The organism is Halopiger aswanensis (assembly GCF_003610195.1).
GTDB classification, from domain to species: Archaea; Halobacteriota; Halobacteria; order Halobacteriales; family Natrialbaceae; genus Halopiger; species Halopiger aswanensis.
Genome location: NZ_RAPO01000012.1, coordinates 1 through 24,833, shown reverse-complemented (window position 1 = coordinate 24,833; position 24,833 = coordinate 1). Strand labels below are relative to the sequence as shown.

At 50.4% G+C, this 24,833-nt stretch carries 29 protein-coding genes and 1 pseudogene; 11 read left to right on the top strand and 19 right to left on the bottom strand.

Annotation, left to right across the window (positions count from 1 at the left end):
* Positions 1–424 precede the first annotated feature (424 nt).
* Together ATJ93_RS23065 and ATJ93_RS23060 are read left to right on the top strand one after the other, a co-directional pair.
* On the top strand, positions 425–628 hold the full coding sequence (locus ATJ93_RS23065; RefSeq protein ID WP_120246995.1) for a hypothetical protein: 204 nt from the start codon (positions 425–427) through the stop codon (positions 626–628).
* On the top strand, positions 621–917 hold the full coding sequence (locus ATJ93_RS23060) for a hypothetical protein (protein WP_120246994.1): 297 nt from the start codon (positions 621–623) through the stop codon (positions 915–917). The genes ATJ93_RS23065 and ATJ93_RS23060 overlap by 8 nt, the downstream gene beginning before the upstream one ends.
* A 114-nt stretch (positions 918–1,031) precedes the next feature.
* Here ATJ93_RS23060 and ATJ93_RS23055 read toward each other — a convergent pair whose 3' ends face one another.
* The 6 genes from ATJ93_RS23055 to ATJ93_RS23035 all read right to left on the bottom strand — a co-directional run bounded on the left by ATJ93_RS23055 (position 1,032) and on the right by ATJ93_RS23035 (position 4,726).
* Positions 1,032–1,250 (bottom strand): HalOD1 output domain-containing protein, encoded by a 219-nt coding sequence (locus ATJ93_RS23055; protein ID WP_120247000.1) that lies wholly within the window; start codon positions 1,248–1,250, stop codon positions 1,032–1,034.
* Positions 1,251–2,390: 1,140 nt separating this feature from the next.
* Positions 2,391–2,585: a DUF7344 domain-containing protein gene (locus ATJ93_RS24715; RefSeq protein ID WP_449405104.1), complete on the bottom strand. Its 195-nt coding sequence runs from the start codon at positions 2,583–2,585 to the stop codon at positions 2,391–2,393.
* A gap of 378 nt (positions 2,586–2,963) precedes the next feature.
* Positions 2,964–3,242, bottom strand: a complete 279-nt coding sequence (locus ATJ93_RS23050; protein ID WP_120246993.1) for a PadR family transcriptional regulator — start codon at positions 3,240–3,242, stop codon at positions 2,964–2,966.
* Positions 3,243–3,297: 55 nt separating this feature from the next.
* Positions 3,298–3,561, bottom strand: a complete 264-nt coding sequence (locus ATJ93_RS23045) for a HalOD1 output domain-containing protein (RefSeq protein WP_120246992.1) — start codon at positions 3,559–3,561, stop codon at positions 3,298–3,300.
* 161 nt (positions 3,562–3,722) lie between these two features.
* Positions 3,723–4,154 (bottom strand): response regulator, encoded by a 432-nt coding sequence (locus ATJ93_RS23040; RefSeq protein WP_245977823.1) that lies wholly within the window; start codon positions 4,152–4,154, stop codon positions 3,723–3,725.
* Positions 4,155–4,276: 122 nt separating this feature from the next.
* The gene (locus ATJ93_RS23035; protein WP_120246991.1) at positions 4,277–4,726 is read right to left on the bottom strand and encodes a DUF7344 domain-containing protein; all 450 of its coding nucleotides are present in this window, start codon (positions 4,724–4,726) and stop codon (positions 4,277–4,279) included.
* Positions 4,727–4,923: 197 nt separating this feature from the next.
* Between ATJ93_RS23035 and ATJ93_RS23030 the strand changes: the two genes are divergently transcribed.
* Together ATJ93_RS23030 and ATJ93_RS23025 are read left to right on the top strand one after the other, a co-directional pair.
* Positions 4,924–5,382, top strand: coding sequence for a response regulator (locus tag ATJ93_RS23030; RefSeq protein ID WP_120246990.1), 459 nt, complete (start codon positions 4,924–4,926; stop codon positions 5,380–5,382).
* A gap of 172 nt (positions 5,383–5,554) precedes the next feature.
* A complete protein-coding gene (locus ATJ93_RS23025) occupies positions 5,555–7,249 on the top strand; it encodes a sensor histidine kinase (protein ID WP_120246989.1) in 1,695 nt (564 codons plus the stop codon).
* Positions 7,250–7,504: 255 nt separating this feature from the next.
* Here the strand turns inward: ATJ93_RS23025 and lrp are convergent.
* Positions 7,505–7,966, bottom strand: a pseudogene (gene lrp / locus ATJ93_RS23020) (HTH-type transcriptional regulator Lrp).
* A gap of 137 nt (positions 7,967–8,103) precedes the next feature.
* Here lrp and ATJ93_RS23015 point away from each other — a divergent pair.
* Positions 8,104–8,445: a DUF7344 domain-containing protein gene (locus ATJ93_RS23015; RefSeq protein ID WP_120246998.1), complete on the top strand. Its 342-nt coding sequence runs from the start codon at positions 8,104–8,106 to the stop codon at positions 8,443–8,445.
* Between the two features lie 61 nt (positions 8,446–8,506).
* Entirely contained in the window at positions 8,507–8,650 is a 144-nt protein-coding gene (locus ATJ93_RS24710; RefSeq protein WP_449405103.1) for a DUF7563 family protein, read from the top strand.
* 127 nt (positions 8,651–8,777) lie between these two features.
* Here ATJ93_RS24710 and ATJ93_RS23010 read toward each other — a convergent pair whose 3' ends face one another.
* The 3 genes from ATJ93_RS23010 to ATJ93_RS23870 form a co-directional block, all read right to left on the bottom strand.
* Positions 8,778–10,034, bottom strand: coding sequence for a Cdc6/Cdc18 family protein (locus ATJ93_RS23010; protein WP_120246988.1), 1,257 nt, complete (start codon positions 10,032–10,034; stop codon positions 8,778–8,780).
* An 828-nt stretch (positions 10,035–10,862) separates the two neighbouring features.
* A complete protein-coding gene (locus ATJ93_RS23370) occupies positions 10,863–11,180 on the bottom strand; it encodes a hypothetical protein (protein WP_147376700.1) in 318 nt (105 codons plus the stop codon).
* A 357-nt stretch (positions 11,181–11,537) separates the two neighbouring features.
* Positions 11,538–11,744 (bottom strand): hypothetical protein, encoded by a 207-nt coding sequence (locus ATJ93_RS23870; RefSeq protein WP_170155643.1) that lies wholly within the window; start codon positions 11,742–11,744, stop codon positions 11,538–11,540.
* A gap of 787 nt (positions 11,745–12,531) precedes the next feature.
* Here ATJ93_RS23870 and ATJ93_RS23000 point away from each other — a divergent pair.
* The gene (locus ATJ93_RS23000) at positions 12,532–13,008 is read left to right on the top strand and encodes a hypothetical protein (protein ID WP_120246987.1); all 477 of its coding nucleotides are present in this window, start codon (positions 12,532–12,534) and stop codon (positions 13,006–13,008) included.
* 224 nt (positions 13,009–13,232) lie between these two features.
* Here ATJ93_RS23000 and ATJ93_RS23365 read toward each other — a convergent pair whose 3' ends face one another.
* Together ATJ93_RS23365 and ATJ93_RS22990 are read right to left on the bottom strand one after the other, a co-directional pair.
* Positions 13,233–14,153 carry a hypothetical protein gene (locus tag ATJ93_RS23365; RefSeq protein ID WP_170155642.1) on the bottom strand — a complete coding sequence of 307 codons (921 nt, stop codon included), beginning with the start codon at positions 14,151–14,153 and terminating at the stop codon, positions 13,233–13,235.
* Between the two features lie 314 nt (positions 14,154–14,467).
* The gene (locus ATJ93_RS22990; RefSeq protein ID WP_147376698.1) at positions 14,468–15,256 is read right to left on the bottom strand and encodes a hypothetical protein; all 789 of its coding nucleotides are present in this window, start codon (positions 15,254–15,256) and stop codon (positions 14,468–14,470) included.
* Positions 15,257–15,559: 303 nt separating this feature from the next.
* Here ATJ93_RS22990 and ATJ93_RS23360 point away from each other — a divergent pair, with 303 nt between their 5' ends.
* On the top strand, positions 15,560–15,928 hold the full coding sequence (locus ATJ93_RS23360) for a hypothetical protein (RefSeq protein WP_147376697.1): 369 nt from the start codon (positions 15,560–15,562) through the stop codon (positions 15,926–15,928).
* A gap of 461 nt (positions 15,929–16,389) precedes the next feature.
* Here the strand turns inward: ATJ93_RS23360 and ATJ93_RS23355 are convergent, their stop codons facing one another.
* The 4 genes from ATJ93_RS23355 to ATJ93_RS22970 all read right to left on the bottom strand — a co-directional run bounded on the left by ATJ93_RS23355 (position 16,390) and on the right by ATJ93_RS22970 (position 19,235).
* Complete coding sequence (locus tag ATJ93_RS23355) at positions 16,390–17,082, bottom strand: hypothetical protein (RefSeq protein ID WP_147376696.1); 693 nt, start codon at positions 17,080–17,082, stop codon at positions 16,390–16,392.
* Positions 17,083–17,176: 94 nt separating this feature from the next.
* Positions 17,177–17,473 carry a hypothetical protein gene (locus ATJ93_RS23350; RefSeq protein WP_147376695.1) on the bottom strand — a complete coding sequence of 99 codons (297 nt, stop codon included), beginning with the start codon at positions 17,471–17,473 and terminating at the stop codon, positions 17,177–17,179.
* Positions 17,474–17,537: 64 nt separating this feature from the next.
* The gene (locus tag ATJ93_RS22975) at positions 17,538–18,419 is read right to left on the bottom strand and encodes a ComEC/Rec2 family competence protein (protein WP_120246982.1); all 882 of its coding nucleotides are present in this window, start codon (positions 18,417–18,419) and stop codon (positions 17,538–17,540) included.
* A 237-nt stretch (positions 18,420–18,656) separates the two neighbouring features.
* On the bottom strand, positions 18,657–19,235 hold the full coding sequence (locus ATJ93_RS22970) for a hypothetical protein (RefSeq protein ID WP_120246981.1): 579 nt from the start codon (positions 19,233–19,235) through the stop codon (positions 18,657–18,659).
* A gap of 263 nt (positions 19,236–19,498) precedes the next feature.
* On the opposite strand from ATJ93_RS22970, the gene ATJ93_RS24270 reads away from it, so the two are divergent.
* Positions 19,499–20,599: a helix-turn-helix domain-containing protein gene (locus tag ATJ93_RS24270; protein ID WP_245977821.1), complete on the top strand. Its 1,101-nt coding sequence runs from the start codon at positions 19,499–19,501 to the stop codon at positions 20,597–20,599.
* Positions 20,600–20,747: 148 nt separating this feature from the next.
* On the opposite strand, the gene ATJ93_RS23345 is transcribed toward ATJ93_RS24270, so the two are convergent.
* Positions 20,748–21,908, bottom strand: a complete 1,161-nt coding sequence (locus ATJ93_RS23345; protein WP_147376694.1) for a competence protein CoiA family protein — start codon at positions 21,906–21,908, stop codon at positions 20,748–20,750.
* A gap of 107 nt (positions 21,909–22,015) precedes the next feature.
* Here ATJ93_RS23345 and ATJ93_RS22955 point away from each other — a divergent pair, with 107 nt between their 5' ends.
* Both ATJ93_RS22955 and ATJ93_RS22950 read left to right on the top strand, forming a co-directional pair.
* Positions 22,016–23,164, top strand: a complete 1,149-nt coding sequence (locus ATJ93_RS22955) for a competence protein CoiA family protein (RefSeq protein WP_245977819.1) — start codon at positions 22,016–22,018, stop codon at positions 23,162–23,164.
* A gap of 201 nt (positions 23,165–23,365) precedes the next feature.
* A complete protein-coding gene (locus ATJ93_RS22950; RefSeq protein WP_120246979.1) occupies positions 23,366–23,998 on the top strand; it encodes a tetratricopeptide repeat protein in 633 nt (210 codons plus the stop codon).
* An 18-nt stretch (positions 23,999–24,016) separates the two neighbouring features.
* Here the strand turns inward: ATJ93_RS22950 and ATJ93_RS22945 are convergent, their stop codons facing one another.
* The gene (locus tag ATJ93_RS22945; protein ID WP_120246978.1) at positions 24,017–24,463 is read right to left on the bottom strand and encodes a hypothetical protein; all 447 of its coding nucleotides are present in this window, start codon (positions 24,461–24,463) and stop codon (positions 24,017–24,019) included.
* A gap of 47 nt (positions 24,464–24,510) precedes the next feature.
* Positions 24,511–24,833, bottom strand: a 323-nt coding sequence (locus ATJ93_RS22940) for an integrase core domain-containing protein (RefSeq protein ID WP_120246977.1), incomplete at its 5' end; no start/stop codon positions are given.

Sequence of the window (24,833 nt, the reverse complement as noted above, 5' to 3'; positions counted from 1 at the left end):
CCCTGAGGCGCCGGGCCCGGAGCAGATGGCACTCGATCATTTCGATAGAGGTGTGCCGACGTGATCGACGATCAGCGATATCGTCGTGACTGTCGGGATGTGCCGTATTGGGCGCAGTCGCCCAGTCAATTAATCTACGACGTTGTCCTCGGGAAGCAGTTCGATTGCGACGACCAGAACCTCGAGGACCTTGACCGGTAACGCGAGATCGTCCACGCGTCGAACATTGTCGACATCGCGTCGATGCTCGACGGCTTACGCCGACAAGGGGCCCAGCGCGTCGGTCGGGTCATGCGACCACTCGGGTACGCCTAAGCGCACCTGCTGGCGACTCGAGGCAGTCGTGAGGAAGAGTACGCCCGCTTTCAGATGGCCTACCTGCGGGAGCGAGGAACTACAGTGACAGAAACCGAGGTTGAAATCGATGGCTGACCCTGAACCAGAGCACCCAACCTGCGAACGATGCGACTCGCTCATTTTCGCGACGTCGAACAAGGTCGTCAATGTCGAGACCGGCGAGACGGCAGAGGTTCGTCTCTGCGACAGTTGCATCGACGAACTCCACGAAGAGTACGGAATTGGCTTCGATAATACCGATCCGATCGCGGATGTAATCGACGATGGCTGACGAAACCCATGAACTCGACCGACGTAAGGAAACTCTCGAGCGTCTCGAGCAGCTGGCCCGTGAGCGCTGGGGCGACGAGTGGGCGATCCGAGCGACGCACTTTGCGGACGGCACGACCCAGGCCTACGTCTTCCGCTCGCACGGCATCGTCGACGACGATCGCAACCGCAAGACGCTCGAGCAGGAGCGACTCTATACTGACGGCGGCGTAGTCCACTATCGACGTGTTCACGTTCAGCAGGAGAACGTCGTTGCAGTCCTCGAGGAAAGCGAGTCCATAGACAACTGATTGTTTTCCTACGAGTGGTCATGCCTGCACAGTGCCCGTCTCCAGGTGACTTTGATTTTCTGGACTCGAGGAAAGGACAGTGAGTGGTTGTTCGACAACCGCCTCAAGAGGCCGTCACGAGTCCTCGTCGATCACCGTCATCTCGTGAGAGTCGGGACCGACCGCAACTCGATAGCCAACGTAGTCAAAGCGGACAACGACGTCTGTATTTGACTCGAGCAGCGAGGTGACGGCCTCGGGATCGACAGCCTCGTACAGCGGTGGAAGCGCCGTTCGGTCACAGTCCTCATGAACCGTTATCTGTTCGAGTACCGTGGTCAGAGTCGGATGCATCATAGGCGAGATCGTGAGTAGTCGGCAGTTCGATGGTCGTTCCAGTGACCCTCATTCGCAGTCCGGATATGTGACTGAACTGCTAGACGGGTTGTATCGATGGCAGTGCTACAATCGCAATGAATGGTGATATTCAGGACCATGGTTCTTCAGTTGTAGGCCCCAGCGTCGCAGAATACAATCCAACGAGAGGAACCAGCACCGTTGCCACAAATCCAACGAGACGTCGGCACATCTTTATTTCGCCAATTCGAACGATGGATTGCTCCCGCTACGCGGGGGCGTGTGGGAGCCGGAGTGCTTGCTTGGAGGCGCGTACTCCGGCTCAGCGCACTTTCGTGCGCGTCTGTTAGTTACTCAATCAATCCTAAAGAGCGTTAGGATACTGACTAGTTCTTCTGATCGGTGCCGGTACAGTGACGGAATCAGGATTCTAGTGGTAGCCGGTGAGTCATGCCCAAACGCGGTCCCTATACAGTGATATCTGCCAGTCCTAACTGGTCGTGAGTTCCGATCGACCGGTCACTCGAGACGGTAGTGCGGTGCTGTACTACAGACGACAGGGACCGTTTCACTTCTCGAGTCCGCAGGAAGAGAACTATCGCAGCACGTGGACACGGTTGAGTCACCTTGTTGAAACCCGCAATCGGTGATAGGTTTCAGCAGCGTGCTGAATACAGGACGCGAATCGGTCACCGGGCTTTCGACACAGGATGAAATCTGATTTGCTCGGGACAGATTGCATATCTCGGAGAGCGACGGTTCAAGAGCGCAGACAGGAGGGATCAGTAGAGACAGAGCAACCCTCTTCGCCAACTTATTATACACTCTGAACGACAGTCTGGATTGATGCCCTCCAGGAGACGGTTTCTAAGTACGTGCAGCAATTGCGACGTGTAGCTCTACTAGCTTATTCACATCGATGATAACGATGATGTCCACGGTCCAAATTCTCTAGAACCATGCCATCAGCCACCGACCAATAGGTGACGTTCGGCCGCTCGAACAGAGTGGTAGCCTGCACATTAACCTGCACTCATATTAGTACACAATCCATCTTCGACAGATCTGTCCGACTAACCCTCACTTCCGTACCACCAGTCATCCCCACTCACTACTCTCGGAACACAACTCAACCCCTTACTTGATACCGAGATTACTCACCCGATCATACGCTTCCTCAAGCCGTCCATCCTCTCGATACTCTATCTTTTGACTCCTCACATCGTAATCGATCACACCAGCATCCGCCATTTTCGGGAGATGATGATGCTGAGGGTCAACTTGGACATCATCATGATTCGGCTGAACCCCCTGTTTCTGCCCTAATCTCAACAGCGTATGCTCAGTAGCCCCTTCGAAGGAACCAATCCCGTCAGACTGATCCCACAATTATTCCAGCAGAGCGCGGCGGCGTTCGTTCGCCAGTATATCCAGAATCGCGTCAAGCGACAGCGGAAGGGCCTCCAACAATTCACCATCCTCTCCATCTACCCCATCAGGAGACATATGCTAACAAACCTATTCAATTATCCCAGAACCTACCAAATAAGGCATCACTCGGCGAGAACCTCTCTCGTCGCAGCTGGGAATAGCCGACATCTATAGATTGATCGAGCAAAAACACCACACCGGGGATTGGATCACAACAGCGTGTCAGAGGGACGTCACCCACCACCCCCTCCGCTCTGGCTGAAAACCCACTCTCAACAGTCAATCAAGATCGACGTACTGATTCTCCCATTCCCGCCGTGCTTCGATCTCACGCGTACCGCGCCGCGTCAGCGTGTAAAAATTCGTTCGCCGGTCCTCCTGTCCTTTCTCGACAAGGCCCTTGTCCACGAGCGTGTCGAGATTCGGGTACAATCGCCCATGGTGGATCTCCTTCTCGTAGTACTCCTCAAGCTCGTCCTTGATCGCCAGCCCATGTGGCTCGTCCTGTCCAGCAATCACGTACAACAAGTCACGCTGGAACCCCGTGAGATCGTACATACCTGATTCTTTTAACGTATTCTGATAAATGTACTCATACTCCTTCTAACGTCATTCAAATTTCTAAATCTGTATCAGCTCGTAAAGAATAATCAACCACCTCTACCTCATCAGAACCAGTAACCCGAACCAGATAGCCCTTATACCGGAATTCAACACAGACCTTACTACGATCCTGTTGAGAGGGGGACTGGAACAACGCGTCAAGTGCGTCAGTATCAATCACAGAATGAAGCGGCGGAGTCAATTCGACAGGATCCACACCCTCACGATCAGCCACCGCGTTTACTACTCTGACCACAGGATTAGAATCCTGCATAACATGCCGTCGAATATCCCTATTGAAGAAAATAATGGAATTGTCGAACAGACGTCACATATATGTCATTGAGGAGCCATATATTCAATTAAAATCAATATTCATAGAATAACCATCACTCATTCGATATCGGATAGAAATCGATCATCGAACCAATGTATTCACGGACAAGGCGGCAATCGAACATGATCAATCCAGAACTCCTCCACCGCCTGCGCTAACTCCATGAACTCTTCAGGATTGTTAGGCTTCGTCAAGTACGCATTCGCCTGTTCCTCATAACTCGAAACGACATCCTCTCTCGCCGTCGAGCTCGTCAGTACAAGCACCGGCACACGCTGTAGCTCAGGGTCATTACGAATCTCCTCTAACACATCAAACCCATCTTTGCGTGGTAGATTCAAATCTAACAACACCAGATCTGGACACGGAGACTCCTCGTCTGTCAAGAACTCGATGGCTTCGACACCATCGATAGCAGTATGAATGACTGCGTGGAATTCGGCATCTCGAAAAGCCTCTCGAATCAATCGGACATCCCCCGGGTTATCCTCTACTAGTAGTATCTGATCTGAATCGGTATTTTCAGTCACCGTATGTATAATCCCCCCTTCCGGAACTGGAAGTAAGTGAGCGTAACAGTTCTCTTCAGTTAAACCCACTCACCAATACTATAGGTATGAGACGGCACACCCACCCAAAGACAGAGAACGACTCACCGATCATGGTCACGCTGATTCTGGGCGAGAAACTGCTGAACATCCCGGCGCTCTCGCTCCTTGGCGAACTCGAGATACTCATCCAGTTGCTCACCTCGCTCAGTAAGCGTCACCGCTTCTGACTCCTGCGTCACTACGAGCCCGTATTCAGCGAGCTTCGGGATACTGGCGTGATAAAGCTGTGTCTGCATCCGATCCTCCATCTCTTTCGTGATCAATTCCGGGCGCGTCTCATTCTCCCACGCCGCGACAGCAGTGGCTAACTCGTCCAGTGCGATCGTCCCACCACGCTCCTTGAGCAGATACAGAACGAATCGATCCTGTTTGTCCGCTAAAATCCCGAACACGATGCTCGGTGAGAGCGGGATTTCGTCCTCATCTGTGTTCGACAACGCATCATCTGATGCATCAGTTCTTGCGTCGTCCGACGAGTAGTCATCCCCCATACATACCAACACATGGTTGGCCAATGTAATGATAGGGGCCGCACTAATTATCTTGCTTCCAGCTCATTGTTCCTGCCCAGTTACGGGTGGTGCGCCAGCACTACCTCAGTCTGAAAAACCACCGATCAGTAGGGATCAGAGACAGTTCAATAACACTGCCATCGCTGTTTTACCTCCGGATACAATAACCGGGGTAGATGGCTTCAGCAGACGAGCAACTAGGCGAGCCAATCGATATTCTTCTCGTCGAACCCAATCGTGGCGATACTCGTCTATTCGAAGAGAATTTCAGAAATGCAAAGGTCCTGAATACTATTCACAGTGTCACTGATGGCGAATCAGCGCTTGACTACGTCCATCAACGAGGAGAGTATGCTGACAAACCCTGTCCAGACATCATTCTACTCGAACCTCAACTACCCGGGAAAAGCGGCAGAGAAGTCCTACAAGAATTGAAAAACGATCCCGAATTAAGTGATATCCCCGTTGTTGTACTCACAGGTTCTGACGCAGAAAAAGAGATCGTACAATCACACGGCCTTGATGCAGATACATACATAAAGAAACCAATTAAGCCTGAGGATTTCGTTGACTTCGTCCAAGAAGTAGAGGAATTTTGGTTTGCGATTGTCCAACAAGCACCAGAACAAGGCTGAGCAGAACAACGGAGGGCTTCCCATTCATCACCGCGTTTCGACTGAAAACTCAACTTCCGGCCGCGCCCAGGCAGCACCTCTACATCACAACCCCCACTACCCTACGATTTTCAACAGAGCCGTTTGAGCAGCTCTTCGGTGCGGTTTGTGCGGTGCCACAGGGGTGGACACCATGACAGAGCATTTGCCCCTGTCGGAGTTCGCGAGCGACGACGCAGACGACTCGAGGACGACAGAGACACGGACAGAAGAGACAGTGACGATGACCGCTGACGAGCGGGTTGCAACGTACCTGATCGAAGATCAGATGGCGGATCTTACCGACGCGATCCGGGAAGCAGTTCAAAACGGGATTGACAGTCCTGGTTCGTCTCGCGTTCTGGTCAGTATCTCGCCTGAGCGATCGATTATCCTCGATGATGGCGCTGGCGTTGACCTCGAGTCAACTGAAGGACGACGTAACTTGTCGGTCCTCGGCGCAGGAAGCAAGCAACGATCAGACGACGAGACGATTGGAGAATGGGGCATCGGAAAGGGCGCAATCATCGCGAAAGGCGCCGTCCGAATTTGGAGCCACGACACCGCACTTCACTTCGACTATCGAGATCAGCGTCACGCAGGACCGTGGGCAGACGTCAGCGGTCGCGATGGACAACTCGTGGATACTGACCACTCACTCGAGGGCGTCCTCGTCGAGATCGATCACTACGAGGCCGAGGTTCCTGATCCGGATAGCTATCGATGGCGGCGCTACGTTCGCGATCTTCGCAAGCGCTTCGCGTACGTTCAGTCACGAACGGGCGTCTCGGTCGTGATCAACGGGGAATCGGTTGACGAGGGTGATCCACTTGAGGCGGTCACGAACTCGCCCCACCCGTCGCTTACCCGTGATACCGAGGAGGCGATCCTCGCACTCGAGTATGCGCCACACGACGGTCTTGATATCTACAGTAACGGGTTGTACGTAACGACCAAGCGTGAGTACGGACTCGGCGGTGTCGTCGTCTCAAAGGGCAATCTGACGCTGAACTTTGCGCGCAACGATATCCAATCCGGCTGTGATCGCTGGCAGCGGATCGAGGATACACTCGAGCAGGCCCGTGACGAACTCTACGAGAGCGTCTCCGATGATCGGCTCACAGCCGAGAGTCGAGAAGTCATGCTCGAGGCAATAGCGTCCGAGTCAGCAAGGGGAGAACAGTGGGCCGACCGGCAACTGTTTCAGCTAGCGACGGAGTCCCATATTAGTCTCGAGGAGATCCAGGCCGCTCCGAAGATCGGCTGGGCCGAGGGCGCTGAGAAAGGGGCGGACAAACTCGTCGAGCGTGGTTACGTCGTCCTCGATACGAGTGATTCAGCGACGCAACGGCTTCGCGAAATTGCCGCTGACGAAGAGACCTCGATTGAACTCCCGCCGACATTCGATGTCGGTGAGCAGGCTAAATCAGAAGGAGTCTGGACTGGCTATCGGCGAATCGACGATGAGTCGCAATTGAACGCCGATCAGCGACGGTATCTCTCGTTCGCTCGAGTGTTGGCAGAGGAGTTGGGAATCGATCGCGACGTGTACTACGGAGAGGCAAGTGCCGATGCGTGGACTGATGGTCGGACATATATCGTGATCACTGACTCGGCTGTAACGAGTCGGCAGCGCGCCGTGTGGATGCACGACCTCTATCTAGTGTTGCTGCACGAAGCCGCCCACGACACCTCGAGTACGGAGCGTCCCTCGCATGGGCATCACTTCGAGAGTACGTTTCGATCGCTCGTTGAGGATCCAGAAAATCGCGACGCGTTCGCTACAGTAGTAGAGCAGATTCTCGATAGGGGATTCGAGCCAGTGTTTGGCGAATACGGATTTCAGTGATCAAGCCGTATATTCTTTAGATGAGAACTAGTCTGGCGGAGGTAATGCTGGAAACGGGAAAATGTGGCCGGATTCAGTTCAGGGCTGCAGCGAAACTGGTACAAGAGTCAGTGCCCGATCCGCACTTACTCGAGTTTAAGACCTAAAGCGAGAGAAGGGAGAACTCGAGCAGGAGATCAAGCTAGAAGAAAGTCTACAGAACCCGTAGACTAGAAACCGAGATTCTACCAGTTGTAGGCGACGTAGTATACGTGGTTAGCTGTCTTCGGTTTCCAGTTCGAACTGCTCATTCTCCGCAACCTTGTTGAGGACGACGCTGGTGTTCGAAGCCTTGATGTCAGGATCGGTCAGCAGCTATTTGATCTGATCGTTCATATCATCCGTGTCTTTGAACTTGCCGATGGCGATCACGTCATAGTCGCCCGTAACCTCGTAAACTGAGATCATCTGCTCGTGATCCTGCAGCGTTTCCGTGATCTCAGGTAGGGCGCTGCCCTCAGCTTTCAGCTGCATGATCGCTGTAACATCATACCCGACCGCGTCGTAGTCGATGATTGGCGTGTACCCCTCGATAACACCTTCTTCCTCCAAGTCGGAGAGATGGTTCGAGACAGTGGTTACCGAGACGTCCAGTTCCTCCGCGAGGCTTCGAAGACTTGCACGCCCATCACCGAGCAGTTCGTTCACCAGGTCCGAGTCCAGATGCTCGTATATCATTATGGTGTACCTCTCTCTTCACCCATTAGAACATTACGAACATTAGAACGATCATTTCACGAAATTACCGGTGTGAAAAGGGTTAGAAGTTAGAATAAGCGATGAGGCTAAATCAACAGTACGGCTCTTTACAACACATGGTATCATTAGACACGATATTCGAGTTGCTCAGCGACGAACGCAGGCGATATGCTCTATACTATCTGTATGAGAAGGACGGTCCTGTACCCATTGAGGAGCTTGTAGGGACGATTGCTGATTGGGAGGATGATCCACCGGAAGAGGATTCGTGGGAGAAGTTCGATGAGATCGTGGTGGATCTACAGCATACCCATCTTCCGAAGACTGCGGAGGTAGAATTCATCCAGTATCGTCGTGATCAGGAGGTTATTCAAGTGCAGGGTTCGCCACCGAAATTCGATGCGTTCGTAACAATCGCCAAACTGCTTGAACAGCCCGAGAATAACGGGCCAAGTTGAAATTCTCTTTTGAGAATAAAACTACAAGGTGATTGAATCCTGTTTTTTCAGTAGCTGTCTAATGCCTAAGTGCCAGAACTGTGGAGCACATGTCACCGCCCGGTACCGCCGTGTTTTCGGAGACAACAACGGGGAGGTTCACGGCTGTCGAGAGTGCATGAGCACTACCGATATCATCAATGGGAAGGCAACACAAGACTCCTGAGTTCAGGTTAACTCGTAGCTTTCCGAAGTCCCTCCTACAACCAGCTATCCAAACCCCCTCCACCGTTTCCGAAGCTTTCAGCAATACAGATCCCGGCTGCTGAATATCCTTGTTTCAAAAACCGGCTTCAGTAGTCGAAGATGTCCGACTGAAGTAGGTTGTTATCATTAGCCGTTGATTGAATAATGTCTGCAAGCTCTTTGAAGCGAGTTGTTGAGAGGAGAACCTCAAGAACCGCTTTCAATGGGACATCAAGTTCGTACTCGTGATATCGACCAGCAGAGAGTCCCTCGTTCCGCTCATAGACGTTGATGAGCCCAAGCATATTCATATCCGACAGGTGATCGCGGACACGCCGTTCGCTCACACTATCAGCATCAAGCCGGTCGCAAATCTTCACGTAGCGATTATAGAGGTCACGAGAGCGGACAGGAATGTCACCGGCCGCTTGATGATATGCAAGCGCACAGAGTACGGCATGTCCCTGTGTCGTAAGTTCCTGCATTCCTTCATAGAGCTGGTTCTTTTCGAGTTCGTCCTGAGCGTCTCGGACGTCCTCTTCGGATACAGTATCGGAGTCATTGGCTTGTGCAAGTTCGCCAGCCTCGCGAAGTAGTCGAATCGCCTGGCGAGCTGAGCCCGTATCTTGGGCAGCAAACGCTGCACAAAGCGGGACAACATCATCTGACAAGACATCATCATGGAACGCTTTCTCAGCACGTGGTTGGAGAATCGAGCGCAATTGGTTCGCGTCGTAGGGAGGGAAGAGAATCTCTTTTTCTGCGAGTGTATCCTTGACTTTCGGTGAGAGATTATCTCGGAACTGGAAGTCGTTGCTAATACCGATGATCACTGGGCGGACATCGTCAACATATCCGTTCGACCGTGCTCGAGGAAGCCCATAGAGAATGTCATCAGAATCCCCAATATTATCGATCTCGTCGAGGACAACCACGACAGTACCACCGAGCGCGTCAAGTTCTTCGTACAGAAGGTCAAAAACTCGCTGTTGAGAGTAGCCCGTAGTACTAATGCGGTCTTTCTCCAGATTTGCACGAAGTTCATTAACGAGAGCGACAGCGACCTGGTAAGATGAAGAAAGATTCTCACAGCTAACCCAAACAGTCGATAGATCGACATCATCGTATTCCGCTGCATCGGTTTCCAAATGCGACAGCATAAACTTCGTCGCAACAGTCTTTCCTGTTCCTGTTTTGCCGTACAGAAAGATGTTTGATGTCGGCCGGTTATCGATGATTGGTTGAAGTGCTCGCTGGTACTTTTCTAATTCAGTATCCCGCTCACGAATATCTTCAGGCTCATAAGAGTCGTCAAGGGGTTCAGCGTCAGCGAATACCTGACGATCTCGTTGAAACATCCCCATGCGAGATTGCCACTCACCATGACATGATAAAACCACCGCTTCCTTAGCTTCCGAAGCGTCCGAAGCTATATATTATATAAACACATCCCACACCACCATTTCCTAAGCTCTATTCTTTATAAAACACACTCACTCCACTGTTTCCGAAGCTATTGGGAACATCTCTAAGAAGAGTCTCAGACCACTCTATAACAGAGGAAAGAATTAAGTAAATGAAGTTAAAACAATAACCGTACTAGACCTAGGAATAAAGATCTAGAACTAGATGTGTTTAGAGAAGTGCATCATGAAGCTGGAAACGAAAATCATTACGGTGATTCATGGCGCTTGTCTTGGCTGCTCCCTTCCTTTTCCGCGGGTAGCTCCGGAAACGGTGGAGTGAGGGTCTTCGAGATCGGCCGTTAGGAAAAGCTCCGGAAACAGTGGAGGGGTGATTTCTAACCGGTACTCACAGATGACACGAAGCTTCGGAAATCACGGAGAGGGTGATACCCTCCGCGATAACTTCCGTTCGGAAACGATGGACGCTAAGGTTGCTATGTATCCGGTCCTTTCACTGTTGTCAAAACTCCCAATAATGCTAATTTCAGCTATGTTTCGATGGGATAGATCCGGAAATAGTGGTGTCTAGGGTTGTAGGACCCATTAGACGGAATCCGATGTGTCTTATGTGTTATTACGACGTCGTAATTATGTAATTCAAAACATAAGGCAAGAGCCAGCCATCCTCTTACACTGCCGTGAAAAACGCCGAAAACACGGGGTTTAGGCAGATACTCCCTGCCGGTCGCCATTTCTTGTGGGTGGGAACTGGACTAGTAAATAGTTTTATCTCATTTGGTTACTCTCAGAAAGTTGTATATCAGCTAATGTAGCATCTGCGAGACTGTCAGCGACTCTCTCAAGCCGTGTTTCCGGATCAGTAGCCGCTCCTGTTGGATAATCCAATATCTCAATTCGTATCATTCGCGCATCGGATAGCTGGCCGGCGCTCACTTCGATATTCAGTATCGATTGAGAGAAAATAGCGATTGTACGCCGTGGAGAGACCTCGAGGTGTTCGATCTCGAGTGCCTCGAGTACAGAATATAAATCAATAGATGGTGTAAATCGATAGTGGTTTTCCAGCGCTTCGTCGTCTGCCATCATATTTTATGTCTCCCTACTCCGTTAAAAACACCACTCCAAAACGTACGGGGATTAGGAACTCGAAACCCGGAGCTATCGAGAAAACACACGCCTAAGTGACCCAGGTAATCACAGTCTCGATAGCTACAACATCCGCAGAAACGACGCGTAGGTCACTTCCGTCGCTCCTCAGTTTTTGTGCGCCTGAGATGGGCGCAGGCGCGGTCGAAACCGTGTCTGCGTGGAACCCATGATACAGCGACAATCCCATCGATTCAGAAACTCGAGCAACACGTGTCTGAATCCAGCCTGTGAAAATCGGACGTCGACAGTCTATTGCTCGAGAGCCTGTGCGGTATCGCATCAGGATCAGATTTAACTCACTATCAACGACATCGATGCATAATCCTCGAGATCCAGCAGATCCAGCACCATCATGTCATCCTCGAGGTGGATACCGAACTCTGCAACACAGTCGTCTCGGCGTGCGAACTGCGCACCGAGTGGTTGGCGGTCTGTGGCGGCGAGACAGTCGGTGACCGACTTGAGACGATTACAACGATCTGGATGGCTGGCCGTCATCACGGCCACGTCACCACTCGAGTCGCATGGCTCGAACTCGCCGCCGACGCCTGTGAGTGGTACACTCGACTACTTCGCCCCTCAAGCGAAGACGAACTCGCACAGCGAGCGACTGATGCTTGCCGACAGCTCCGGAGCGTTATCTATGAGTATCGATTATGGGATCGCGACGGTAAGAACGGAGATAACAGAATTGGACGGTGGTTCAGAGGGTCCTGACTAATCGATTCAATCCTTTTCTCGATTTCAGGTAGCGACGTTCCGATTTTGTACGACGAGTGGGGAGATGCGATTGACGACCGCGAGAAATTGTCTGGGCTCGAGGATCCACATCGGTGGTTCGTCCCCGCACTTGCGCTACACTAAGCTTCCCGATCAAATCAAACCACGCAACCAGAACCGAGTATTCCACGAAAGACGCGACTCAATTGTCGCTACTACGAAGCAGAGACCATTCATGTCTTCAACGGACGTGATACTGCGTCAAATTCTCCAGTTTCATCAGTACCCGTTTGGGAATGCAACCGATGTAGCACTCCGCGTCATGGTCCAGCCCTCGAGTGAAAACACATAACAATTGTTCAGTGCCTCTAATGGCAGGTACAGGACAAGCTGTTACCGAAGTGGCTATTGATATATCTGAAACTTGCCAAAAGTCACCTGCTGAATATAGAGGGTGGATTCAGTGGGTTGTCGTCAGCAGTGCCTCGAACTATTGTATTCTCACCGTCAATCAGCATCTTATCAAGATAAACAATAATGAACGGGGCGTATCGAACTATCTGCTATGGTACTACAGTCTCTCGCGTTTGAGCTTTCCGTAGTGTTCTTCGGTGCCGTCTCTGGTGTCTTGAGCGGGCAGTTCCTCGTTTATTACAGGAATAGGAAAGAAAAGATCGATCAGCTGAACAACCTCATCGGATGGCTAGAGAGAACGAACCACCAGATTATTTTTGAGCAGTGTATGATTGAGGATTCATTCATATGGCAACTCCACGAGCAACTTCTCGAATCGTATAGCGAGACGACAATGCTACTCAATGATAGAGAAAGGCGGGTACTAGAGAATATCTTGACTGAGCTGTCTCGTCTGAAACAGATTGAGCACTCTGATTTAGAGATGGATGATACTCTTAATCCGGATGCTCAAGAGAAGCGTCGGGATCGACACGCATCCCTGATGAAATCAGTGGAGCTCCTCGATTACCCGTTGGGGGAGCTCTCCTTTTGGCAGGCTTTTCAGCGATTTATCGGCATCAGATAAAAGCAGGTATAGAAGTAGTATCGAACTGACCCCGTGCAAGATACACGCCATCTATTCAGTAAGGCCTGATCGAACTACCGAACCACTGTCAAGAGCGACCTGCGGTATACAGAGGATTAGTACACCATGACGACTTCGTTGTTTCACGTCGAAATCAGTAAAGCAGCCGTTCCATATATGCGCTTATTGCGAAATCTGAAGCACTGCTCGCTCGATGAACTGATTCAGGACTGACTTCCGAGTGGGAGTGCTTGATTCCAACCTGTGCTACCAGATTGAGCGACAAGCTCCTGTGCTCGCCCGATTCCGTGAACATCGGGTCGTCGAACAGTTTGATAGCCTTCGAGAGTATCTCGTAGATGGCGTTCATGACGTTCGATATCGGGCAGTTCTACGTCAGATTCTTCAAATAGTTGAAGATGTTGAAACCGTGCAAACGAGACAAGGCGCTCAATTCGCTGTTCGCCATTTTCATTCGGTTCACCTCCGTCGGTTCGGACTTGTTCAAGAGTATCATCGTGGAGGGCCCAGAGGTCCTGTAACCGATCCACGAAAACGTCGTATGACGCCGTTGTTGATCCGCTCCTACGAATGACCATACCAATGTTCCGTGATTCGATGCCGTTTCTTATGTCATCCCACGTCTTGACAGCTGTATGCGGGATTTCGTAGTAGTTCACTGGATCTCCAGCCCACCCAGATTTGTCAGAGGAATCCTTGAATTTCGCCTGTACAGGTGAATTGGGATAATCAGTCGGAATGTAGAGCTGAGAAGATCCAGCTTCGATCGCCTGTGCATCGATAAAATAGCACTCCGTCAGCGCATTCGATAATTGATTGTTAGAGTCAACGACAGGACATGCATAGTAAGCGACTTCACTTGGCTCCCGGGTTGCAAGTGTTGTGATCTGCTGAGTATCGAGTTTGAATCGAACACCTCTGTTTGGTTCTGCCTTGGGTGCTTTATACTGGAATAGAAGTCGCATCGCTAACGGGAGTTCAACGTCGTATCCTCCACCAGCCTGGTGTTCCTGATATCGTGTTGGTGCGATTGCTGTCGTCTGATTATACGGCCCACGGATACGAGTCAGTATTTGGTGTGTTGCGTTCACCACGAGTGAATTTTCAGATGGATATGACGACATAGCTAAGTATGAATTATAAAGACAAAGAATATAACATTTGTGTCATATGGTGCTGAGACGGGATAGTTTCAACCAGATATAGCTATATTTGATTCGGTTGGCCAACGATAGCCGTCTTTTCCTGAAGGTCCTCGGCCGTTCATCGTCCCGCAACCTCGCCGTACACCTCGTGCCCGCAGTGCTTGTGGGGTCGTAGAACAACTGATCGGTCTCGACTTTCTGAAACTACCAGGACGGTAGTTGATCTGCCAATCGGTGTGGAACTTCTCGAGAACAAAGGTAGCGAATCGACACTGTTTGCTGGTGTCAGCCGATTACGTCAACGATTCGTTCTCTTTGCGTGCTTTCGCTGTCGTCGTCAGCACCCACTTGTTGGCAGTGTTGCGCCACCCCATCGGCTCGTACGCCTGCCCCCGACTTACTTCGTCGCTCTCGATGACGGCCGTGACCACGTCGTCAAATCGGACCATCCGCTCGATGTGGTCCGTGGGGTTCATGAGCGCGTCCTCGACCACGAGTTCGACGTCTAATGCATCTGCAGCGACTGAGCGAAGCGTTGTCGGCGCGCTGTCTGTATCCTCCTCGTCGCCAGCCTCTGTCTCGTCGGTCATATCCGAATCAACGTCTTCGGGTTCTCCACCGTCAGCGATTGATTGAGCCTCATCGTCGCCAGCATCTTTGGATTCCAGCGCTTGGCTTTCCTGCTCATGGAGGTCCTCGAGGAACCTCGAGATCTCCTCTTCAAGGAGGGGGATCATCTCCCTGTTGTTCGGGTCGAAGAACGGCTCTCCCGTCCGTTCGTGCAAAATGAATTGCCCACCACCTTGCGAGACCTCAGCGATGACGCTGATTTCTTCGAGATGGTCGAGGACCGTATCGACCCCGTGTTCGAGCCGATCGTTGAGGATGTCTCTGAGGTCACTCGTGGGGATTTCGCGATCGTTGGTCTCGAAATACTCGTTCGCGTAGAGCCAATTCGCGAGCGCGATCATGCTCTCACAGCTGGGAAGGTGGCCCTTCTCGTCGCGGATATACTGTTCGAGTCGGTCAGAGTCGTCGGAATCGCTGGTACTCATTGTGTAGTGTGGCGTGTTCACGATCACTACAGGTGGCAGTTCCTCGGCGTGAGACCGGGCGCTGTTCGAGAAGCAGGCGTCGACGGTGCTGTGAGCCGGGCGTCACCGGACACCTTCGCATTCCCAATGACCTACTCCAACAAAGGCACTACCTAAACTTAATTGTTTTCCACTATTTTCCCTGCGTTACTATTGTCTTATACACAGCAGGTATATTCTGAAGATTTGTGGTTAGAATCTCAAATTACAATCCAGTTACTCGAATATTTCCACTTTCACTTTCACTCTGGTACTCAAAGATATTTAAATAACAGTCTTCAATATGACACTATGGCGCCCATAGACTCGGAGATCATCGACTTTCTCCAAGCAAATCCTGATGACTGGTTTGACGCAGAGGCAGTCACCAATAATATCGACGCTGACGTATCTGAAGGCCATGTTAGAAGTAGGCTTGATCACTTTGAGGCAACTCGTGATGATGTGGAGGACAATTATTGGACCGAAGAGATCTTTGGATACTACTTCGGCGACAATTGGGTACCTGCCAATCGAGAAAATCTAGTGAGGGAGTTACGGATGCGAACTAGCGAACCTGTAGATAGTATGACGATATCTGAACTCCAAAGCCTTGCAGAAGAGATAGGGAATCCTGCACCCATCGATAACGAACACCGTGACTTCCAGTACGACGGGTAGCCTGTTTTCCTGCGCCATCATCGTTGCTTCCGTTCTGAACGCGAACGAGACCACCCACACGGTCGAGGAGCTGCTCACAAAGGCGATAGAGATTTTCGAGACGTCGAGAAGATCGACAGCTAGGGGGCAGTGAACAACCCCGTTGTTCTCACGAACGAATACAGGGCAGAATCTGAAGACAACTACGCCCAATTGCAGAATATATACGAGTCGATCGTTCCCGGCAAGCGACTAAAGATACGAGGACTATGGGACTAGTGTGAGTATCATAGTAAGTTCATCTTTCTTATAGTCGGAGGCAGCGCGACCCAGATCCCGAGACCGAGTATCGAGTCCCTGCTGGTAGGAGATCATTCCGATAACGTTCCCAACCTTGAGTTCCGGTACTACTTCCATATAGATAGCGTCAGGAGCAAAATGTCGGCATTGGTCCACAGTGGAGAATGTGACTACCGATTAGCTTAGCTCCCGGGACCAGAATCTCCAGATACGGTCGATTTCTGTGCATTATAAAAGTCGACGAACAGATACTTTACAAAGATCTTGTCAAACTTATTTTTACGATTCCAAAAGACAACAACGCCGACAAGTGCAGCAATAGTAACACCGCCAAGTATGGTATTAGAGGGAAGAAGAGAGTGCCCCAGAACGCTAAGGCCACCTAAAATAGCGAGCACTACGAGCAGAGACCAGGACGCAGCCCACATACTCCGATGAAATGAATAGACTGACTGAAAGCGAAGGGCTCGCGTATAGGGCGTGGTCTCCAGGTAACTCAAAACCATCTTCAGAAGCTTCCCATAATGGTCGAAATTCGACGGCAGCGAAAAACGCTGCTCACATAACGTGAAAAACGATCTTTCAACGTGTGTGACTGTGATCGGTGCCGTAGCTGTCGTCTCATTTTGAATTGCAGTGAGAGTATCACCGAATGTTGTAGGAGAATCAGCCCAGCTGCCCAGCGCCTGAAGTAGATGTCCAGTCACGTATGCCAGGGTAAGAAATCCACCAACAACCACCTCACTAGGAAAACCCTGTATCACCTCTCGAACTGGGAGTAGAAGGATGAGAGTACCGATCCAGAGTGCGCCTGGAACGAGATTCGTGATGACGTCATAAAATCCCAGCGCTCGGAAGCTTCGTGCAAAAGCCATACCTATTCTTGCAAATATGCCGAGATCTCATATATTATCTCATATGAACTGCTGAGCCAATGTTTCAAGAGTATTTACCGGGCCCCAGAAGTGGTTATGCCGACGCGAGAATTTGCTGTTCAACAGTGGTGAGGTCTGCACTAGAGCCAAAGACTTCCCCAAGAACCTCACCAGCAAGCCACGTTGCCCCGATCAATACGATAGCGCCTCCTATAGCCTCCCCTAACGAAGGTTGCTGAGACTGCTGCTCAGACGTAGATGTAGACGATGAGGAATCTTCCAGACCGCCGAAGAGGCTATTTTGGTCCGGTTCAGCAGTGGGAACTATGGTCTGAAACTCGGAGCCATTACCTATCTCAGTGTCCAGCGTCAGATCGAGTGGGGATACCATTAATTGACATTTGCAGCCAGTGCATTATAAATACTGGGTCAAATTTTACGAGTATCGAAGACGATCAATCAATACGGATTCGGTACGCTCCGTCATCAATTCCGAGATAGATCACACCATCCTGACGCGTCGTGACAACATTTCGATCCGTGGTTGTTCCAGATCGTCGAGAAACGGTAGCACCAGTTGCCTGCGCACTATATTTTTGGCTGGCATTCGTCGATCCAGCTTTTGCATCCGAAATCGCGACTAACTCAGGCGTCATATATTGAAATAATTTCGGAGTATAACTGCTCTCACGACCGTGGTGAGGTGCAATGAGAACATTCGTATCGCGAAGGTCATCACGGACAGAAGACTGTTGCAGAAGAGTTTCGATTGCCTTCTGTTCGAGATCGCCCGCAGTAACGAGCTTAAATGATCCATATTCAAGGACCGTCAAAATGCTTAGATTATTCAGGTTCACTGTCTCTCCCCTGTTCAACTCGTTGATCGGTGTCGTTCCGGCCTCTTCTAACGGAAGAATGTGATGAGTGAACGTCAGACCTCCGTTCCAAGAGGGATCACTCGGTGAAAAGGTTGCTTGTTTATCGTATGTGTCGGTGAGTGTCAGATACGCTTCCGTTACTGACTGATAGTGTGAACGATCGGGATAGAGGTCGTTTTTCCGCCGACTGATGTACTTGTCTGCTTCGTTACGACGGGCAATCACTTCGGGTGAAAAGTACGATGAAAACTCGGGGAGGTCTTCGATGTGATCTTCATCTGGATGCGTGAGTACTAGATAATCAACCGAGTCGATTCCATGTTGTGTATGGATGTGGCGACTGGGTGAAAACCCATTCGCGTGCTGACCGAGATCAATAACCGCGTTACGTTCTGGCCCCTTAATAAAAATCGCATCCCCCCGCTCCACGTCCCAAATATAGATTTCAACAGCAGCCATACTGGCATTTGATTAGCCGGCTGCTTAGGAGGTTCGGACGGAGTTGAAGGAAAAACTACTACTACGAAAAACATATAGAGTTGATGAATGTCCACATCTGATGCTCTACAATCATTTCCGGTTGGCTTTTTGAAGGTCGACACCTACTTGAGTACCGTCATCTTGACTGAGACTACAAAGGACCAGTTACTGAGTAGCTGGTCTTCTACCTCGCTTCCCTCTTCCTCAGTAGCTACCTCACAGAAGCTGCTCGACGAGGTCTTCTATCTGATGTTCGTATTCTGAAACTGTCTCCCACTCGTGGAGCTGATCGTAGTACTCGAATATCTCGAAGACACCGAAGGTTTGCATCCAGCTGTAGCGTTCTTTCTCGCGCTCAGGTGGATAAGATCGCTTTAGGATGTGAGTTTTGTCGATATACGACCGTGATTCGATCAAGAGCCCGTGTTCGATAAGTGCGCCGCCCTGATCGTGCTCACAGACTCCGAGGATATGATGTGAGTCGTCCGCGATCAGCTTGAATTTGAGAATCGGATGGAGGGTTAGGTCAATCTCGGGAAGGAAGTCATCCATCCTGTAAGCAACGGCGCCATCACCCGTTTCTCGGTTGATATGGGCTTTGAGTTCGTTTACTCGGTCAACATCATCCTCGGCGAAACTCCCCAAAATGAAAAATCGGTTATTAGCCTCTGCAGCGATATCCGCCCAGTCGGCTCGGAAGTGGGTGAGGCCCTCGTACTCCTCCGGCGTTAACGACCGGTAGTGATGCCGTTGAGCTCGGGCCTCGAGGTCGCTCTCCGAGGAGCTGTCCGACATTACCAACCCATTCGCGTGCTCGAATTAAAACCCTTTCGACCATAACGGTCTAAACCAATATGGTTACCGCCGAAGCGTTTATACTGCCGGCGACTATACGCTAGTGTGAACACAACACTACAACCAGCATCGACTGATACCGGTTGGATTGCCCGTTCCAGACCGGCATTCCGTTAATCCCGTCCAACACCAAGGAGGGGATTACGACTACCCAGCGATAGCTACAGCAGGTACATGATCGACTGTAGCTGTCCACCCTAACAATGGCACACAACACGACGCATCGGGATCAGCCCGATACGACCGATGCAATCGACAGTACGGTTGAAAACCAGCGACAGCGCCTGAATGTCCTTACCCAACAGACGCGGTTTGTCCTCATCCAGAATATTCTTTCTCATCCGCAGCAGCTTCCCACGCTCAAAGAACTCGATTATGTGAATCCGAGCAAGAGCAAGAGTACGATCCGCGAACATCTTAAGGTGCTGATCGAGCACGATATCGTAGAGGAGTGTACGCTCCCGAAAGACGAGCGTAAACGCGATTTGCCGTGGCGTTTCTACGGTCTCACGGATATCGGTCGCGATCTGTTGGAAGAGATGGGGTTGCTTGGGGCAGAGGGTACGCTGCAGGATATGTTTGAGATGCTGGAAACGACGGATGAGATCGAGAAATACGCACAGGCTCCTCGCCCAAGAGATGCCGAGACAGACGAGGAACTGACTGGTAGTGACGCTCTCGAGGCATATATCCGGGATCAGAAGGCAAACACCCAGAGTGTTGCTGACCAAGTTGCTGTAGCTACTGCTCTGTATGAGGACGAGATCGGACCTGATCACGATGGTTTAACTCGAAGCGAGATTGCGGAACGGCTGGCTTTCGAGTATTCGTCGGGAACGGTGCTGAACTATCTTGTCGATCTTGATATCCTTGAGGAATTCCAGCCACCTGGTCCGTCGACATACGTGATCAGTGAACGGCGAGATCAGATCATTAACGGGGAGGTTGAGGAAACAGTCGACGAGGAAATCGAGCGTCTCATCGACCATATGGATGACCGGATCATACCGATGGATGACGGCCAACCGGGAGACCGAGTGGTTATCGCGGATGGCGCTGGTCGAACGATCCGATCCATCTTGGCCGAAGAATTCGATGTTCCCTCAGATGACGTTGCGTCCTATCTCCGTGACGGTGACCAATTGACAAAACTGAACCGAGCCGTCGATGCGATCGAAGAGAGTGAAGACATTGACAAAGGGGATAACTATGGGCGAGTCATCTTCCGTAATGCTGCTTACCGATATCGGCTTTCCGAGTTTGGAATGTCTCTTGCCGAGAGTGGCGTGACTCAGGAAGGATAGTCCTTTTCTGAGGTATAGTAACCTCAGTAGTGTGAATAGGTATCTGGATCAGGCCGCTCCCTACGGGACGTCGAATACTTTGGGTGATCCATCGATATTTGACGTATCAACAAGCCCTTGCAGTTCTTCTAGGTCAGCAGGACATGATTTAGAAAACGATTTGTTCGTCTTCTGGAATCCAAATGGTGTCTATCTGTGATGATGAGTAGTATAAATCACTCTGTTCAGACCACCGGTACCACTCTACGTCTCCACAATTAGGGCAACACATCTTCCACTGCCCGTTCACTTTTCGATATGAGATATATGGTTTCTCTGCAAGGTGATCGTGTAGCCGACCAGCTGAGTACAGATTTCCGCCATCCCACCCGATGATACGCACATACTCAGTTCCACACTCGGTACACTCACGGATACGACCCCGAATCTCTATCAACTCACCTCGAGCATGATACGTAGAAATATCCTCGAACGAGTTCTCCTCCAGTGAAATCACGTATCCTATATTCTTACTTCCGTTTTCATTCACTCTAGATTCCTGTTCTACACTGTCATCTTCCACAAAGATCGACGGGTTCGCGTGCAGCTTTGCCTCACACTCACTACACTGATAGCAATACTCGTATTGCTCTACCCACCTGTGATCACACTCGTCCTCTGAACGCATACCCGGCGTTTCCGGCCCATCAGCCCGCTCATCAAAATAGTACTTAGTTCCGGTCAGAGTCGGTGGCTCCAGTGGAAGAAGATCCTCTGGCTCAGTTACGGCAGGGCGATATGTTTGACCAGAGCTGTCGAAATCTACTATAACCTCATCGAGCAGAAACCGGTTGTCTGTGAAGGTGTCCTGATTCGCCCAAATAATGCTGTATCCCTTTGAGAGATAGTCGAAGGTTGTCGCTGGAATGTTCTTGTTGTGATTCCGGTACTGCACCTCGATAATCAGTCCATTGCCGAAGATTTGATGTTCGTCCTCAAATTCAAGAAGCGCATCTGCCCTACGTGTATCTACCCCAGTTCGTGTATCACTGACATCGACTTCAACCTCTAATCCGCAACGAATATACTCCGTCATTCGAACACGAAACGCAGAGACTGCAAGTGATTTCTGTTTCCGGTGAACATCTGATTCTCCACCAGGACAGTCAGTATCTGAACGGTGGAAGAAGTGCCGGGCCCGCCCATCTTTGGAGGGGCCGCGTGCACGCATTGTTTCCCCGCAGGTAGGGCACTCTACGTCTACACCATTGTCTACTTCCTCTGGTAGAACAGATGCCCCATCTGATTCTCGTAGAGCAAGGAAACTCATTGCCAAGCAATACTGATAGCTAATTAAAGAGTTTTGTCCGAACCCTCTTGTTAGTCGTGAAGATTTATCTGAAGCTAGACCGTCTCTCAAATCAATATAGTATCACTATGCCGTTTGTAGCTGAACACAAGGGAGCGAGGGTGATACCACCACAGGTAGAGAAGGGTGCTGATCTGGTTTGTCCGAAATGCGGTGGGAGAATGAAAATAAAAGATGGGTCTGTTGTACGGCATTTCTATCATCCACCGGAGGATAACGAGTGTCGCGGTGAATCGGACGAGCATCTTCGCATGAAGTCGATCGCCTACTCAAACCTTACTGGCGAGTTCCCTGATGCTGATGTCGAACTTTGCATTGATGAAGATCCTGCGTTGGGTAATCCAGAGTATCCTGATGCCGATGTGGAATTGGAACGAGGAATCAACAACCGACGAGCAGATATCCGTGTTGAGTTTGACTCCCCACGCTTCCCTGAAGGAAAGGGGATTGGGATCGAGATTCAGTACCGGCATGAAGACAAAGATATTGAGGCCGTTACGGTAGAATACCTGAAAGAAGAGTATAGCGTTCTCTGGCTTTACGAAGACGATTTTGACGGGTTCGATGTTGATCTCTCCGGTGTTCTCACTGTATGGCCGTACGCAGTCCTACACGACTTTTCGAAGGGATATCACGAGGCTGTTCAACGGCTTCAAAACGAGAAAACGGACAGTGTTGAAACCCGCGTAGAACTTCCACCAGAGTACTTGTATCGATACAAGCCCGATTTCAAGAAATCTTGGGAATATGGACGGTTCCTTACGGCAGAGAGTGATGACTCGTTCGACTTCTGTTTCGAGTGGTTAAGTGCAAGTCACAGCAGCGTACAAAAGTGGATTCGGGTTGCCGAAAATCCTGACGGAGAAACTGTGCTTCAACTGGGGAAAGACAAGCACGGATCAACTGAACAAGTTATATCACCAATTGAGCTGAATAACCGACGAAATCGTGGGAAGGTTCACAGTCTCGCTTACTCAGTAAAAGAGAGTAATCCAGCCTCTGTAGATGACTGGACTGATCTCGAGAAGGTCTGGCTCGATACGGGTATCTATGGAACCAACTTGCTTCTGAAGCTTGTAGCTGCCCCCAATAAGAATAGAGGCTTGTATCTCGGAAAGTACGGAGACGACATAGAAGATGAGTTCGTCACTGTTGTACCTGATCGGGAGATCGATCTGAAGTCAGCTCTTCACAATATCGCTGAAGAGTTAGGCTGAACTTCAATGAAGATCACGTCATTGGAAATTTTCGTTTTCTCGTATCGCACTTGAACGGTTTGCTCGAGCTGTTGACCAAGACGAGATGCCTATGCCGTACAACGATCTCGGAAAAAGATCAGGAGCTGGCGTTCAGCGATTCTCATGCTTTTGAGGTTCTAAACCGGACTTTTATGATCTATAGGGCCGGTACTATACTCAATGATAGACAAGATTGCTGATCTTTTTCGATCAAGTGAGGAGGTGCCGGATTTGTTGGAGGTGCTTGGGTTAGAAGGGGGGTACTTAGAGTTGTCCGAAGAAGAGCAAGAGAAGTTGTATGAGTACAGCACGGCAGTTGGGACGGGAGGTAAGTTCAACCAGTTAGATCAGTCGGTCACGTCTACTTCACAGACACAGCAAGGCTATCTCAAGGGTGTCGGCTCGTCTGCAGTAAGTAGCAAGGACTATGATTTTGCTGAGAAGGTTCTGCTGAAAGCATTAGAGGCTGAGGACGACAATCCGACTGATCGCCATTTCGTGTATAATTCGCTGATCGATCTATACTATAAGCAACGAGACTACCGTGATGATGCGATCGAGAAGTGCATTCAGTACTGTAAGGAGGATATCGAGATTGTTGATGACTTCTTAGATGAGTGGAAGCAGGAATACGGTGGTGAACTGCCGAATATCCCGTCGTTCAAGCGGATGGCGATTATCTATGAGAAGCAGGGACGATATGAAGAGGCTCTCGAGGTCTGTGAGATGGCACTTGACCGTGGATTAGATGATGGGACAAAGGGCGGTTTTGAAGGCCGGAAAGAACGCGTCCAGAATAAAATGGACGAATAGAGAACTGCGAAAGCTTGGTTAAAACAAGCTCTCAGTGTCCAACTCTCGGATATCTTGCTCTGAAATCCCGTATTTCCGTTGTAACTGGATTTTATAGTCTATCAACTCTGTCTTCAGGGATTCACAGCGATCTAAGTATTCGTCACGCTGACTGTGAAGCTCGCTCATCAATTCAGAATCCTTCAATTCTAAGAACTCCTCACTATGCTCCTCCCAGAGGACCTCATGGTTCAACGGCCCATCGACTCTCTCGTACCCGTATAGAACACATTTTGCAATAAGCTCTGAATCTACTTCTTCGCCATCATCGTTCGCGAACGACTCCTCAACTACTAACCCTTCTACACGGCTTTGCAACCGATCCAACACTTCGTCGATCTCCTCTTGTATGTCTTCAACGACGTCATCGTGTTGTTTAATATCTTTCAGCAAACCCGGATTATCGCTTGCCAGTTCTCGCAACACTGTATCGCTGATCTCGTCCGATAACAGGCTCTGATAAGGGGCACTGTCTAGTTTAGCACCTCGGCTGGCGTCTGTCCGTTAAGTGATTGATGCGGTCGTTGTGTGTTATAGTAATGTACAAACTGCTCAAGCCATTCCCTGACGCTCGCCCGACTGCCCACCCACGAATTATGGAAGCGGTCAACCCGCATCTTGAACGTCTGAAACCACTTTTCGATTAGGTTTCGCTCGACGTAGTCGAGCTGACCGCTTAACCCTAATCGAGAGAGGGCAGTCAGATAGCCGTAGCCATCAACGAGAAATACAGCTTCGGAGAGATCGTGTTTCTCGGTCAATCGATGCAGGAACACAGCGGCTGGATCGGTGCCTC